Genomic DNA, 17,491 nt, shown 5'->3' with positions numbered 1-17,491 from the left:
GATTATCTCGAAGTAATGCGGCAAAGCGCACCAACGATGTCATAAACATATCCCTCGCTTCTTGCCATATTAACCACTTCAAGGTTTTCAGCAGCTAATACTTCCAGAAATTCTGTGACTGTAAGCAGTTCGCGGTATCCCTGATTCAGCTCAAAGTTAACTTCGTAAAAGGTTCTTGTCAGCGGGCTATCCAGAGGGATAATAATAAGTACATATCCATTTTCCGACAGAAACTTCTTATGCGTAGCTATAACTTCTTTCTTATCAGGAAAATGTTCTATTACCCCAAAGCTGCAAACAATATCATATTGTGGCGGTAGTTGTAATTGAAAGATGTCTTCACGGACATATACCATCGATGCATTGTTACCATCCCCGGTATCCACAAAAGCTGCATATGCCTCATCAGATTTATCTACAAGTGTACCCGTTCCTCCAGAATTATCCACCAGCCACTTTGTCAAAAAACCGGTAGCAGCCCCCAACTCCAGAATAAGTGGAGGAGAAGAGAACCTGATACCATTCAATAGTAATCTCATGAATTTCTGGAATACAAAGCCAAAACGGGCATGATTCTCCTTCAGATGAGAGCGGGTGGAGGCAAACAGGCTTTCCAATTCCAGCGGTACCACTTTTCTTTTCTCAGACTTATTGAGAAAATAGCTGTCCCAGTCAAACCCATTTTCATCATTAACAACACATCCTTTTACTAAATACATGTTCAGAGATAATTAGTTAACTCAATTATAATCGAAGTCTCCAAATGACAGATCCGCTTCTTCCGATATGACTTCATTGATATTATGCTCCAACTGAAGCAGACTGACAGGAATATCAGCATCCTTTAGAACGGCTGCAAACAATGAAGTAAAATAATCTCTTATCCTCAAAATGGTAGTTTCCTTAAGCGCATGTTTATCGTATATAAAGAGCAGCTGCAATTGTGTATCCTGTTCCGAAAAAACGATTTCCAGTTTATATTTTGGCTGATAAATGTCCGCATTGTAATAGCTAAGTTCCCATGACAGCTCGTCTTCAACAACGGGCATTTGCTCATTGAGGTCTTTTATGGTAAACAATACGTTAAACTCTGGTAATCTGAAGCCGGCATCTCTTTTCTTCAACGCTTTGATAAGTTCTTCAAACGGATACTCATCCTGTTCAAAAGCAGCTATGGTATTATCATAAACTGATTTCATAAAAGAAGAAAACAGGATATCTGGCGGTATATAATTCCTCAGTATCACCAGGTTGATAAATATACCAATCGTATCCTGCAGTTCTTCCCTTCTTCTTCCCAGTACCGGGCTAAGGATACATACTTCCCGATTTCCTGTTATCCTGTAAAACAGTACATTCAGCAATGCAAGGATTCCATTAAACAATGTAACATCATTATCCTTCAGCATATTCCGGAAGGCATTGGTATCCTTCTCATCCACCAGCAACTCTATTATTCCGGCGTTGCGATCGCCAGTTGCATACACGAGATTATCATCCGGGAGTAAAAGCTCGCTGAATGCACCGTCATCCACCAATTTTTGCCAGTAATTTTGCTGCACTTGCAACTGTTTCCTTTTTATATATCGCCGTTGCCATTCGCTAAAATCTCTATATTGTAGCCTAACGGGTGGCGGGGTCAGATGTTTCAGCAGGGATAATAATTCTCTTTTAAATATATTGAAAGAAATACCATCTATTATAAGATGATGGAGATCCAGCATAATTATAGTCTCTCCCGACTTTGATGTTAACACCAACATCCTCAGAAAGGGCGCATGCTGCAGGTTAAAAGGCCGTATAAATTCCTGCAGGCACTGATGAACATCCTCCCTGCTATTACGATATACAACCTCTATATCCACCATATCCTTCACTACCTGATACGGGATACCATCCAATTCGATAAAACATGTTCTTATCGCCTCATGTCTGGCTGAAAGTTGCTGCAAAGCATATTTAATATCCGGTGGAGTAATACTTCCCCGAATGCTTATTACAATCTGTTCATTATAAGAAATACTGTCGGGATTTGCCTTCTGAAGGAAATAAAGACGTTTCTGCGCAGAAGACAGCTCATAATACGCTCTTTTTTCTGACAATGGAATGTTCCTATAATGCCCCTTCTCTTTGTCACTTATAATCTGCGCTATCTGTTCAATAGTTCTGGCACTAAGAAACTCATTCAGGAGCACATTTTTATGAAATACATGTTCTATTTTAGCGATCAGTTTAATCGCTTTCAGAGAGTCTCCTCCAATTTCAAAGAAATCGTCCCTAATGCCCAGTACGTCAAAACCAAAGACTTCCTCCCATAATGCTGCAAGTTTTCGTTCCGTTTCATTTCCAGGTTCGATATATGCAGTAAGTAAATCCGGACGCCTGATTCCTTTTCTCTCCACTGTGGTAAAGGGGGTTAACTCCTGCGTACCAACATTCACCCAGTTATTTATCTTGTATTCAAGATCACTCAAATAAATAAATACTTGTCCATTCCCCACGGCTTTCAGAACAGTTTCCACGGCTAGTACTCCTTCGGAAAAGGTCATTCTTTCATTGTAGCCGGATTTTTCGTAAGCCTGTATACAAAGGTCATCATCGTAATAAGTCCATCCCGGGGCATTAAAACTAATATAGCGCGTATGTCCTTTTTTTCTTTGATAGTGTACAAATGCGTCCATAAAGATATTCGCAGATGTGTACGCAGCATACCCCAGGCCGCCAAATATAGCGGATACAGAGGAGAGCAGGAGAAAGAAGTCCATTGGCAGGTCTTTCGTCAACCTATCCAGAATTAACAGCCCATCTCCTTTAGTACGAAACTGTGTTTCAACCTGTGACGGCTCAATATCGGCTATCAAACTTTTTTGATGCCGGCCAATATCTGTTACCGCATAAATAACACCGTGTATTGTTCCCTCATTGGCCAAAGCGTCTGCAATCACCTCTTTCATTTGATCTTCATCCGCGGCATCCGCAGCATGATAGCGGACGTTTACACCCGTGGCCTCTAATTTTCTGATCTTAGAAATCCTGTATTTTAGTTGTTGGTTGATTTGTTTGTCACCAATTACAGCATCCCAGGTATTACGCGCCGGTAACGCCTGCCTACCAGTGATAATAAGATCTGCTCCGTATTGCGTAGCGAGGTATTCAGCGATCACAAATCCAACATTTCCAAGCCCTCCGGCCAGCAGGTAAACGCCACCTCTACGAATACGCGAAGGCTGATCAATCAGCTGTTGTGCTGACATCGGCTCCAGTGTTTGTACCCAACGATAACTACCGCGGTAGGCTATCATCTTCTCGGGTGCATTGTCATTTATCTCTGCCAACAGCTGTTTCACCTTTTCATCCACATTGTCATTAAAATCACTCCAGTCAATATTATAACAGCGAAGTCCCGCATATTCCTGATTAATACTTTTTAGCAACCCCAATAATGTGGACGGTACCGGATTAATATTTTCATTTCCTATCACATCATGCAGTCCTTCTGTAAGTAAAAACAAACGCGTACTTCGATTCTGCTTCCCTGCAATTCTGGCTATTTTCAACAGCTCATAAAAATATCGTTGCTGAATGTCCTGGAAATAAGAAAGAGTAATATCCTCAATAAATTCCCCGGGGACAAAATAGACGATTACTCCGGGAAGATTCACGACTGTTTCCCAATCGTCTACAATCGTAACATCGGATACATAATTCTGCAGGCACTCAGCAAAAGAAGCCCCGGATCTCCCTGGCTTATTGATAAATAAGATCTCATTATTTGTTTCTATAATGGGTACCTCAATAAGCTTTCTTTTCCATCCCGGCATGTAAAAACACTCTCTGAAATCGTTCTTTCGCTGACCAGGATCGGGCACTCCAAAAGAAGCCGGCAGTTCGTCAAGTGTAAATACTTTCCTATCAAACGGATAAGTAGGTAACGCCACTTTTTTTTGTTGCTGTTGGCCATAAAAGGCTGTCCAGTCTATATTTACACCGAAGGCCCACAACTGCGACAATTTAGTATACAGATATTGCACATCATCATGTGAACTATTCGCGCGTTGCAACAAGGACATCACCCTCAATGGTGTTTTCTGTTGTTCATAGAACCTTGCAAGACTGCTACCAAGTGTATTTCCCGGTCCGGCTTCAATATATACAGCATTTTCCACAGCTGCAATTTTCTTAAGGCCATCAGATAATCTTACTGTTTTCCTAATGTGATCTATCCAGTACTGCGGATCAACAGCCGTGGCAGCGCTAATCCAATCACCGGTAATGTTGGACACAAAAGGAATAGTGGGGGTTTTCAACGTTATTCTTCGCAATGCCAACGCAAATTCATCGAGCATCCCATCCAGCAAACGAGAATGCCCGGCGTGGGAAATTTCAAGGCGCATGGTTATAATACGAAGTTGCTTTAACTTACGCTCCAGTTCTGATATTGCTGTTTCTTCACCAGCTACCAGACAACCGGGTTCATTAACGGTGGCAATCGCAAGTTCCGGGTCCAGCATATTCTGCAGGTCGTATTCTGGCATCGGTACATACAACATTACTCCGCGCGGTAGTTGTTCCATTAATTTTCCGCGCACTGCCACCAAAAGCAATACTTCCTCTAATTCAAATACTCCAGCCCAAAAAGCTGCCACATATTCACCTATGCTTTGTCCCAATATAGCATCCGGCTTTATCCCCCACTGCTGCAGTACACAAGTGAGTGCGTAAGAGATAACAAACATCAGTGGTTGGGCAATGTGTTGATGGTAAATAACCTCTTCCTTCTCTATACCAATATCGCCTGATATATATATACGGATATCCTCCTGCAAATGCGTCTCCAGTATTTCTGCGCACGTGTCAACCGCTTCCCTGAAAGTTGTTATTTGTTCATATAACTGCCTTCCCATATTGATATACTGATAACCCTGACCAGGAAACAGTAATACAGTTAAAGGAGTTTCCCGGGCCACATTGCCAGCTGTTACCACATTAGCTGTGTTGATCTTCTCCCATATCTCTTCCCGGTTTTTTGCCACCACGGAATAGCGATGGCTAAAATGTCGTCGCCCTGTATGCAGGGTATAACAAATATCTTCCAGTGATTTCTCCGGACATTGTCGCAACGCAACAGCAATATTGGCTAACTGTTGCTGTAACGCAGTTGCAGATTGCGCTGCAACAGACAACACATGATAAGAAGACGGCACGGCATCATGTTTCACCGCCAGGTATTCTTCGAGTACAACGTGGGCATTTGTGCCCCCTATACCAAATGAACTCACGCCTGCTCTCAATGGATATATTTCACTATTCCATTTTTCAAGTGTAGTATGTACATAAAAGGGCGAATTGGCAAAATTTATTTTAGGGTTAGGCTTTTCAAAGTGAAGGCTTGGTACCAATAAGCGATGCCTGAGTTGTAAGACTGTTTTAATAAATCCTGCCAAACCGGCGGCAGTGTCCGTATGTCCTATATTCGTTTTAACAGCGCCAATTGCACAATATTGCTTTCGGGTGGTATTGAATGCTTTTGTCAATGCTTCGATTTCAATCAGATCACCAAGACTTGTACCTGTACCATGTGTTTCAACATAACTGATGGTTTCAGGTGCTACAGCGGCCATACGAAGTGCACTGCGAACTACCGCTTCCTGCCCTTTAATGCCTGGTGCGGCATATCCGATTTTCTGCGCCCCATCGTTATTAACAGCGGTGCCTTTTATCACTGCCATAATATTATCTCCATCTGCCAACGCCTCCTCATATCTTTTTAACACCACTACAGCCCCACCCTGACCATTTACTGTTCCATCCGCCTTTTCATCAAATGCGCGACAGTAGCCATCAGAAGATAGCACCATATCTTTCTCATGGTAGTATCCATTGGGTATATTCAATGAAACTGAAATACCACCGGCCATTGCTATTCTGCACTCTCCCTCCAACAATGCCCTGGTTGCCATATGCACTGCTACCAACGAGGAAGAACAGGCAGTAGAAAGCGATACCACCGGACCGGTGAGGTTTAACTTATAAGCTATAAGACTTCCCATATAGTCCTTTTGAGCCACTTTGTCTGCCATAAAACGGCTGACTACATCGCACAGAGGAGAACAATGCGCTTTCACTTCCCAGAGAGTGTGCTCGCCGGCTGTAACAAAAAAGCCAATTCGTCCTTTATAATCCAAGCTGTTGTATCCTGCAGCCTCCAGGGCTTCCCATACCAGTTCATGCATAATGCGGGTCTGCGGATCCATAAGCGCTGCCTCATTAGGAGTATAGCCAAAAAATGCAGCATCAAATTGCAATGCTCCATCTATCCGGCCTCCTTTGGATTTTACAAACTGTGGATGACTGGCATAGTCCTTCGGCATGGCATTTATTTCCTCATCGTTCAGAAAAGAAAGAGAGGAAATTCCATTTTTCAGGTTTTCCCAATAGGCGTCTACATTATCAGCACCCGGAAATCGGCAGGACATACCTATCACAGCCACTTCCAGACCTGTCAGTTGCTCATTCATGGGAACTATTTATTGATGATAGATGTGGTGGTGGTGTTAACTTATTTTATCAATCCTCCAGTCCGCTTTTGCGTATTTTTGCGAATCGGCTTTGAGATATTAAGAGATCCTCAGGTTGCCCCTCTTCCTCGCCGATTGAAGCTTTTGAACGAAAGTAAGCAGCAAATGAGCGAATAGTAGGATACTTGAAAAACAGCAGAATAAGATCTTCCTCTGATTCACCGACGTGCGCTTTCAACAACTGACAGACTTCAATAACCTTAAGCGAGTTGCCGCCTATATCAAAAAAACTGTTGCAGACACCTACTTCCTCCAGGTCCAATACTTCTTTCCAATAACCGGCTAAAAGTTTTTCCATTTCATGCACAGGTTGAATAATTTCCTCTACCGCCAGAGATTCCGGCTTAGGTAACAAATGCTTATCCAGTTTCCCGTTAGAAGTAAGTGTAAACTCCCTAACCCTGATAAAATGAACAGGTACCATGTATTGCGGAACATACTCTGACAACATCCTCTTCATTTCCTTTATTGACATCTCTCTTTCTGAAATATAATAGGCACAGAGTGCCAGCTCTTCTGTGGCGATTTTCATCGCTGTAATGTAGCAGTCGGTGATACCAGCCACCCTGGAAAGTACTTTCCGGATCTCCTCCGGTTCAATTCTATAACCGTTGATTTTTATCAGGTCATCGCTTCTGCCTCCAAATTCTATCAGATTATCGGGTAACACAGTAGCAATATCGCCTGTAATATATAGCCGCTCGCCAGGTGCATATGGATTATCTATAAACCGATGACGGGTAAGTTCCGGTGAATCAACATATCCTCTCGCTAATCCCGCACCACTAATGTATATTTCGCCCTGTTCTCCTTCAGGTACAGGTATCAGCTGGCTATCAAGTACAAATACCTGTGTGTGATCGATTGCGACCCCCAGTGGAACCGTTGGGGTATCATCTACCCCATGACGATACTTGTAAACCATAGTACCAACGGTAGTCTCCGTTGGGCCGTATTCATTATAGATTTCAACATCCGGGAACTGCCCGGTGATACTCGCCGCCAATGACGTTTCCAGCGCTTCTCCCCCAACAATAAACTTTCTTATTGCACTACGCGTAATCTGTAAACGATTGATCATTTTCAGGTGTGACGGCGTCAGCTTCACAATATCTACTTTTTCATGCTCCAGTATCCTATGTAAATTGATCTTACTCAGATCTTCCTCAAAAACAATAATAGTGCTTCCGCTGATCAATGGTGTAAAGATGGAAGTCAGCGTGAGATCGAAGCTTAACGGTGTAAACAAGGGAAAATTGAGTTGCTCCCCTCGAAGGTAGGTACGGGAAGCCCAGGTAATATAATTAACAATACTGCGATGCTCAATCATCACACCTTTAGGATCACCGGTTGACCCGGATGTATATAAAATATAGGCAAGATCTGATCCTACTACAGCTGGTGCCGGAACAGGCACATGCCCTGTATAGGTTTCCTCTTTCATAAGATCTAATGCATGTACGCCGGCTGGCAGCGGCCGCTGCATATTCTTAAACAATAGGAACTCACAACCGCTATTTTGCATGAGGTATTTAAACCGATTAGCCGGAATATCCGGATGTATAGGCAGAAAAGCCCCACCGGCCTTTAGAACACCCAACAGCGCAGCAATTGCTTCAACGGATGATGGCATCATTATCGCCACAGGAGCTCCTTTTTGCAACCCAGCCGACAGGAGATAGTTTTTTATTCCTTCCGCTTTTTTATCCAGCGCTGCATAAGAAATGGATTGCTGCTGACAGATAACAGCTGTATGCTCAGGATATCTCAATACCGCCTCTTCAAATAAAAAATGCAACGGCTGATTCATCATGATCTTTTCCATGCTCATCATAATGACATTATATTTTTATTTATTACAAAAACATCCATATCTCTCAACAGTATATCTTTGTTTTCCCGTATGTTGGCAATACATTTCCGAAAAACATCAACATATCGGAGAATAGTCTCTTCATCAAGAACAGCACTGGCGTAATAAAAGGATCCATATAATTTAGCGCCTGCACTAATCCGTAAATAAAGATCAAATTTCGAAGCATTATTTTCCAGTACATTGTCTAATTGTAAAGAAATATTATTTTCATCTTCACTCTTCAGTTCATGAAAATCATACATAATTTCAAAAAGAGGGTTACGGGAAGTATCACGCGGTAGATTAAGGGCCGCCAGCAAATCGTCCATAGTAAATTCCTGGTGTTCCACGGCTTCAATGAATGTGGCGCTGACTGTTTTAAAATAATCGTTGAAACGTCTGTCTAAAAGCGGGAAGGTGTGCAAGACCAATGTATTCAGTAGCGCACCCACTACATTTTCCACTTCCTGACTGTTCCTTCCCGACATATTAAATCCTATAAGCACTTCTTCCATCCCACTAACAGCGGCTATCAATACATTAAAAAGTGTTAGGATCAAGACATTTAGCGTTGTTTTCTCATTATACGCATATGCTTTGAGCCATTGTGTATCTTCTTCTTCAATAATGAAGTCAATTCTCGCTCCTTCGAAAGACTTGACAGCCGGGCGGGTTCTATCTAAGAGATTAATTTCAGGTAGCGTGCCACTTAGCTTAGCAACCCAGTAATTCTCCATTTTTTCAAAATGCTTCCGGAACTGTTTTGTGCCCCTTGCTTCAGCAATATCCTTATACTGAAACTGTTGTACCTGCAATCCATTCCCCTGTAAAAGACTGGTTAATTCTTTTGCCAGTATCTGCTGCGATATATGATCAGATATTATATGATGCATATCCACTAAAGCCACTTTTCTTAATCCATCAACATATCCAATCCTAATCAACGGAGCCATGTTCATGTCAAATGGGCGTATGAAGTTCTCCAACTGTTTCTTTAATTGCTTTCTAAACGCTGCAATATCATCAGCCTGTATGGGTATATTCTCAATTTTAATCTGAAGCTCCGGCGCTATGAATTGTATCAATCGGCCTTTCCGCAGCTGAAAAGAAGTTCTCAGTGCTTCATGTCTTCTGATCAGCATATTAACTACCACAGTTAACTTTTCCAGCGACATAGCATCATCCATGTCATAAACATAGGTAAGGTTATATGCGGTTGATTGCGGGTATATTTTCTGTACCAGAAAAAGTTGCTGCTGAGTGGATGTTGTTTTATAGTATTCTTTTTTCTCAGCCTTTCTAAGTGCTATTAAATTGCTCGCCTGCGTGGGCTTACAGTGTAGTGAAAGTTCTGCAATGGTGGGCGCTGAAAAGACGGTTCGTAATGGCAAATCGGTATTCATCTTTCTATTGATATACGACACTAACACCGCGGCTTTAATGGAATGCCCTCCGAGTTCAAAAAAATTATCATGTATACTAATGGCATCTTCAGACATCTTAAAAACATGCGCCCAACTCTGTAGCAATTGTTGCTCTATCTGATTACGTGGTTGAATAATACTTCGTCCGCTATTACATTCAACCGGATTCGGCAGTGCTGCCATGTTCAATTTTCCATTAACGGTAACAGGAAATGCCGGAATCTGTATAAAATGAACGGGGACCATATAGGCAGGTAATTCTCCCTGCAACCGCGTTCTCAGATACCCCGCTTCTATTGTCTGATCTGAGATAAAATAAGCGCAAAGGAACCTATCTGCTGCCTGATTTTGTTGAACAAAAACGCGCGCTTCTTTCACGCCGGGGACCTGCCGCATTTGATACTGAATTTCTCCCAATTCAATACGATGTCCGCGGATCTTTACCTGCGCATCCTTCCTTCCAAGAAATTCAATATTCCCGTCTGCATACCACCTGGCAGTATCTCCTGTACGATACATTTTTTCGCCTACACAAAAAGGATTAATTATGAACCGGAAGGCAGTCAGTTCTACTTCATTGAGGTATCCATCGGCAATGCATTCTCCTCCTATAAAAAGATCTCCTGGCACTCCAATCGGGCATGGTTGCAAATCCTTATCAAGGATATAATATTTCGCATTTTGCATTGGCTTACCATAAGGGATACTTTTCCATTGTGGATCTATTGCATGCACCGGATAATAATTAGACCAAACAGTTGCTTCTGTGGCTCCCCCAAGCGCAATTACCTCCGCTTTTCGGAAAACTTTCTTTATGCCAGTGGGTAAACCCAGCGGAATCCAGTCGCCACTAAGGAATACCAGTCTTAACGAATTATCCTTCGTTTGTTCTTCTTCCAGCCAGGGGGTTAATTGCTGAAGTGCTGCGGGAGCAGAATCCCAATAAGTAATCCCGTATTTATATATCTGCCGCAATAACTTTCCGGGATCACCGATATCTGCATTGGGAACTATTTGTACCGTTCCGCCGGCGGCCAGTAAACCAAAAATATCATAAACTGACAAATCAAAACTTAATGATGATACAAACAATACCTTATCATACCGTCCTATGTGATAGGTATTATTTACCCATTCTATCAGGTTAATCACCGGCTGATGTCTGACAACAACTCCCTTCGGCATTCCGGAAGAACCTGATGTAAAAATAACATATGCGACATCATCCGCACTTACTGGTCTATTGAGGTTGTCATTGCCATACTTACCGGTATCTGCTTCAATATTAGCACAATGGGTATCCGTTTGCGGCAAATCAAAGCAATATACCTGTTCCAGATTAGGGACGGCTTTTCTGATACCGGCTAATCTTTCGATTTGCTGCTTGTCTATTACCAGTTTCCTGCATCCTAATGAAGCCAGCAATCGAATAATCCGGGCATCCGGAAGATGTGGCTCTATAGGCACGTAAGTTCCACCTGATTTCAGGATTGCGAAAAGGCTGATGATCATTTCCGGCGAACGGTTCATGAGAATAGCCACCAGTTCTCCTGCTTCAGTATTGTTTGCTGTTATCTGCCTTGCCATCCGGTTGGCACGTGCGTTTAGTTCCCGATATGTCAGCAATTGGTCTTCGTAAATAAGCGCAGCAGCATGGGGTGTTTTTATAACCTGCTGTTCAAATAATTCATGAATAGTAATATGACGATTGTAATCTTTAGCAGTATTATTGAAGTCATAAACCAACAAGTCCAACTCCGTATCATCCAGTATGCAAATACTTTTAAGTTGCCGTTGAGTATCTCCGGTCATCTGCACTATAATCCTGGACAACTGCTGTAATATTGTAGCAACTAATTCTCTGTTGTAAGTACCTGGGTTAAACCAACATTTGACCGTTATCTCTTCCCCTGGTACAATGACGATAGTCAGGTCGTAATTAGTTTGTTCAAAAACTTCCACATCTGTCACCTGATATCCTGTAGTAGCTGTTATTTTCGACGAACCAGTTATCTGGTCCAGCACAGGAAAATTTTCAAATGCCATAATATGATTAATCAGTTCTCTACCATTAAATAGCTCTGTCTGAATAGTAACAAGAGGATAATATTCATATCGGAGGCTCTCCAAGGCGCGTTCCTGTACCCTCCGAAGCTGAGATGCCACTGTTCCGCCTTCCTCCAGCACTATTCTCACCGGAATTGTGTTAATGAACAAACCAATCATACTTTCCACACCGCCTATCTCGGCAGCCCTTCCTGACACAACCGCGCCAAATACCACATCATTGGTATTATTATATCTTGACAACAAAATTCCCCAGGCGGTTTGCATCAATGTATTTAATGTTACGCCTGTTTCATTGGCAATAGTCTTCATCCTGTTCACCAAAGGTATCCCAAGCACCATCACTTCTTCCTCCACGTGACGCTTGCCTTCTGTTTGCCCTGCTGTCCCCGATTTCGGAAAACCGGTGGGGCCATCGTAAGAAAACAGGTATTTTTCCCAATAGCTTCCTGACAATTGTGTATTCTGTTGTTCCAGCCAGGCGATATAATTTACATATGGCGTAAGGGTAGGAAGTATGGCATTACTACCGGTAGTAGCTGCCTCATAGAGCTTTGTAAACTCACGGATCAATATATTAGTACACCACCCGTCCATCAGTATATGATGATAACACCAAATGAATTCGTAATCGTCGCTGCCGGTGCGTAAAATATGAATACGGATTAACAGATCTTTGTCAAGACGGAAATGCTTACCACGTTCCTGCTGACGGTACAGGTCTATTACCTCCGGTCTCCCACGCAGGCGCACTTCCTCCCTTACATCAGTAAATTCACAAGTTCCATTTAACTGTTTCAATACCAGTTGCAACGGCCTTTCCAGCCCTTCATAGATAAAAACAGTACGTAACACATCATGGCGCTGCACGAGCTGGCCAAATGCCTCCTTCATAGCTGCTATATCAATACTCCCCTTTAATGTATAAGAGAATTGGACCAGGTAAGATGCGGGATCCAGCAGCGAATGAAAAAGCATTCCTTCCTGCATTGGTGACAAAGGATACATATCCTGCAGATCATATCGCTGTTGAAGAGTATCTACCTCGCTAATACTTAACTCACTGTATGTAAAATCAATCGGTGTACAAACGGGATTTTCAATCGCCATACAATGGCTGATTACATCTTTAAGCGCTTTTTCATAAGCAGCCATAAGACTATCGATGGTACTTTGCTGATATTGTTTTTTACTGAAAGATGTCCGTACGTGCAAACGCCCTCCTGTTACAATGGCTGATACGTCTAACGCATATAGCCATTTTCGTTTATAGCTCGCCGTTGTACCAGTCTCACTGCTCACATCAAATGACAATGCAGAAGTGTCTGAGTCAAACTGCCCCAGGTAATTAAACCGGACAGACGGATCTTTTTGCTGTAAACAGTCTGCGTCACTAATAAAATATTTACAGATTCCGAAATCAATGCCGCCGTTGGGTACCCTGTGCAGGCATTCTTTATTTATCCTGATTTGCTGTCCCAGATTACCTGGAACTGACGAAAGCTTTACGGGATAAATAGTTGTAAACCATCCAACGGTGCGACTTATATCTGCATCTACACCAATACCCTCCCGTCCATGTCCCTCCAAAGCAATACTGATTTCTGATATACCAAATACTGCTTCCAATGCTGTTGTAAATGCAGTCAACAATAAATCCTGCACATTGGTATGGTAGGCCAGGTTCGCAATAGTTAACAACTTCGAAGTAAGTTCTGTTGGCAAAATAAAATATGCCCCAATTCCATCTTCAAGTCGCGATGCTGTTCCTTCAAAATCCAGCGGAACTATCTCTGTCCTGCCTGATGCTTTTTTGCTCCAGTACTCCCTTGCTTTTTCAAACTGCCGGGTTGTTACATACTCATGCAAACGTGTTGTCCACTCACTAAAAGCAGTAGTTTTAACAGGCAGCTGCATTATTCTATTTTCCAGCTGCTGTCGAAAAAGGGTATCAATATCCTCCAGTAGAATGCGCCACGAAATACCATCAACCACCAGGTGATGAATGATGATAAACAACCGGGTACTATGGCCTGTATAGCATAAAACCAGTTTAACCAGGGGGCCGTTCTCCAGATCAATGCTACCTTGTACCTCATTCACCTTTGCAGTAATTGTAGCTTCGTGTTTGCCTTCCGCTACTGCTGACAAATCTGATATTTCCAATGAAAAAGGTCGTCCTTCCCGTTGTGTTTCCTGAATAATTTCCTCTCCTCGGGTATGGAAGGTCATTCGCAGGGCATCATGATGTGCAGTCAATTTTGTAAAAACAGCCACTGCAGTATCTTCATGTACGTGATAATCAAACTTCAATACAACAGCCTGGTTAAAATAGTGCCTGTCTGTATTATCAGCAGTAAAAAACCAGCGTTGTATGGGAGACAAAAGAACACTTCCTGCAACAATATGCTGATCTAAAGAGCTACTTTTCTTGCGGATACAGGCAGACAAGTCTTTTATTTCCGGGTACCTGAAGATATCCTGCACTTTTAGTTCATAACCCTCCTTATGCAATCGGGATGATACTTGTATCGTTTTAATCGAATCGCCGCCTAAAAAGAAAAAATTATCATTAATACTAATATTCGCCACACCAAGCACCTCTTCATATATCTTTACCAATTGCCGCTCCAATTCATTTCCAGGGGCGGCCCTATCCTTCTCCAGTGTGATGGAAGGTGCTGGCAATGCTTGTCTATCTACCTTTCCATTTACTGTTAATGGTATACTTTCCAACCATACAAAATAAGAGGGTATCATATAGTCCGGCAGGAAGGCCGACAAGAATAAACGCAGTGCAGGTACATCAACCTCTTCTTCCGCCACATAATATGCACAAAGTGATTGCTGTTCCTCCCGGTTCCATAAAACCACTACGGCGTCTTTCACGCCCTGATAGGCCGCAAGCCGCGATTCAATTTCTGCAGGTTCGATACGAAATCCATGCAACTGTACCTGTTGATCTATACGGCCATAATATTCTATGTCCCCGTTTTTTAACCATCTTCCACTGTCACCGGAACGATACAATTTTTCCCCTGGAGAAAACGGGTTATCAACAAACCGGCTGGAAGTGAGTTCAGTGTTCCCTTTATATCCACGACCTACGCCTTTTCCGCCGACGTATATCTCGCCTGTTATACCCACAGGTGCCAGCTGCTGCTGACTATCCAGAATATATACCGTAGTAGTGGGAATTGGCTTTCCAATATTGCTTTTTCCGATCCGGATCTCCTGATCGGTAATCTCCTTATAAGTCACATGGACGGTGGTTTCTGTAATCCCGTACATATTAATCAGGCGGGTTGCCGGATAAATCCGCTTCCACTTGGAAAGTTTAGCAGGTACCAATGCTTCTCCACCAAAAATAACATACCTGATCTTCAGGGATTGATCTCCTTCAGGAATAGTTTCACTCAGGTTATAGAAAGCGGTAGGTGTTTGATTTAATATTGTTATCTGATGTTCCCGGAGAAATTGGAGGAATGCAGGCGTATCCCTTGCTACTACCTTTGGAACAATTACCAGTTCTCCGCCAAACAACAATGCCCCGTACATTTCCCAAACTGAAAAATCAAAGCAGCATGAATGGAACAGGCTCCAAACGTCATTTTCATTGAAGTCAAATAAGGCGTGGTTATTAAAAAACAATCTAACCACATTCTTGTTTTCAATCATTACTCCCTTGGGCTTCCCAGTTGTTCCCGATGTATAGATAATGTAGGCCAGGCTATCGGGTGTCGCTGTGTTTTCTATCTTTCCGGTATCCTCGTCGCGAATATCCCGGTCCAATAAAAGCGCAGCATCTTTGTCAATTACAGCACAATTATATCTATTGGTGCTCACTATCATCCGGCAGCCACTGTCTTCTATCATAAATTTTGTTCTTGCATCCGGGTAGTGACGATCCAATGGCAGATAGGCAGCCCCCGTCTTCAACGTTCCGAGAATAGCAACAATCATCTCCATACGATGTTCCAATGCCAGTGCAACAACGTCTTCAGGGCCTACTCCCCTTCTGCGTAATGCATGGGCAACCTGATTAGCGCGTACATCCAGTTCTGCATAGGTCAAACGTATGTCCCCGTCCGTAAGGGCTATCTTTGCAGGGTATCTATCTACCTGTAGATTAAAAAGATCAATGATGGTGGAACTCTCGGGGTAATTAATACCTGTGGTATTGAAAGCAGAGATTATTTCTTCGCTTTCTTCGATCGACAAAAGTGACAACCGGCCTATTTGAGTAGCAGGTTCATTAGCTGCATTTTTCAACAGTTTCAGATAATGCTTTATCATCCTGTTGATTGTATCATTATCAAAATAATCACTGTTATATGTTAATATTCCGGTATGACCATCAGCTTGCTTTTGTATCAGCAGATTCAGGTCATACTTACCCCATCCCTGGTTGGTTTCTATGTACTCCAGGCGCAGAGATGCTGTGTCATAAATTATAGCATGCTCTTCTTCATACTGAAATAATATATCAAACAGTGCCGTACGTCCCATATCTATTTTGGGCGCCAGCTCTTTTACGAGCTGGTCAAAGGGCATACTCTGAAACTGCATTGCTTCTTGTTCAGTATCAGTAATAGTGGTTGCAAGATCTGAAAATGTAAGCTGCTCCTCCACAAAAGTGCGTAGCACAAGAAGATTTGAAATGGGACCTATCGTATCTTTCAGCGCCTGCTGTACTCTGTTTACGCCGGGAATACCGACTACAATTTCTGCTACACCGGAATAGTTTTTCAGCAGCAATTTAAATGCAGCCAGCAAAAACACGCGGGGTGTAACACCGGTAGCCTGACAAGCCTGTTTCATTTCGTCTTCGAACAACGGATCCAGGCGAAATGTTTGTCTTGCAGCTGTGTATGTATGAATCAGAGACCGTGGCCGGTCCAGAGGTAGCTCAACCACCTGTAGCTTTCCTTTCAGTTTTCTTTTCCAATAGGATAACAGTGCATTCGTGGCCGATACTCCGAGGTTCTTCTGCCAATTTGAAAAAGCACTGTATTGTAACAGCGGAGCCGGCAAGAGAGCTTCAGTACAATTGATCCTGGCTTGATATAACACTGTCAGTTCCCTTATAAGCAGATATACAGAAGGTTTGTCTATGATACTATGGTGAATACTGATCACCAGTAGCTGTTGCTGTGAAACTGATGTGACCATCCAACCGCGGATCAAGGGTTCACCTAAAAAAGACATTGGTTGCAATGCCAGCGACAATGCATATGTCAACAGATCTTCATCCGCATTATCTACTACACAGGTACCAAGCTGAAAAGCGACATGCTCATCCACCTGCTGATATGGCAAATTATCCGATTGTTCAAAAACAGTCCTAAGCGCATCATGCCGTTGTATTAGTTCCCGGACTGCTAACTCCATAATTCCGTGATCCACTACTCCATGCAAGTATAATATAATGGGTACATTATGATATACCGGGCTGTTATCATAGATATTCCCTCTTTCAAATCTATCGATGAACCACAGTCTCTCCTGGTGATAAGACGCTTCAAATTTCATACTGTAACAGTTAATAGTGTATATAACACTTGATA

Annotated in this window: 4 protein-coding genes; all 4 read right to left on the bottom strand. The window is 42.6% G+C overall.

What is annotated here, in order from left to right; all coding sequences use genetic code 11:
* Nucleotides 1–2: 2 nt before the first annotated feature.
* The 4 genes from UNH61_RS10575 to UNH61_RS10560 are packed head-to-tail and all read right to left on the bottom strand — an operon-like array spanning nt 3 to nt 17,456.
* Complete coding sequence (locus UNH61_RS10575; RefSeq protein WP_326992073.1) at nt 3–719, bottom strand: methyltransferase domain-containing protein; 717 nt, start codon at nt 717–719, stop codon at nt 3–5.
* A 21-nt stretch (nt 720–740) separates the two neighbouring features.
* Complete coding sequence (locus UNH61_RS10570) at nt 741–6,518, bottom strand: polyketide synthase (RefSeq protein WP_326992072.1); 5,778 nt, start codon at nt 6,516–6,518, stop codon at nt 741–743.
* Between the two features lie 49 nt (nt 6,519–6,567).
* Nucleotides 6,568–8,412 carry an amino acid adenylation domain-containing protein gene (locus UNH61_RS10565; protein WP_326992071.1) on the bottom strand — a complete coding sequence of 615 codons (1,845 nt, stop codon included), beginning with the start codon at nt 8,410–8,412 and terminating at the stop codon, nt 6,568–6,570.
* Nucleotides 8,409–17,456: a non-ribosomal peptide synthetase gene (locus UNH61_RS10560; RefSeq protein WP_326992070.1), complete on the bottom strand. Its 9,048-nt coding sequence runs from the start codon at nt 17,454–17,456 to the stop codon at nt 8,409–8,411. The genes UNH61_RS10565 and UNH61_RS10560 overlap by 4 nt, the downstream gene beginning before the upstream one ends.
* Between the last annotated feature and the right edge of the window lie 35 nt (nt 17,457–17,491).

This window comes from Chitinophaga sp. 180180018-3, from assembly GCF_037893185.1.
In the GTDB taxonomy this organism is placed as follows: Bacteria; Bacteroidota; Bacteroidia; order Chitinophagales; family Chitinophagaceae; genus Chitinophaga.
The sequence above is the reverse complement of the archived record's forward strand: the minus strand, read 5'-3'. Positions and strand labels throughout refer to the sequence as shown.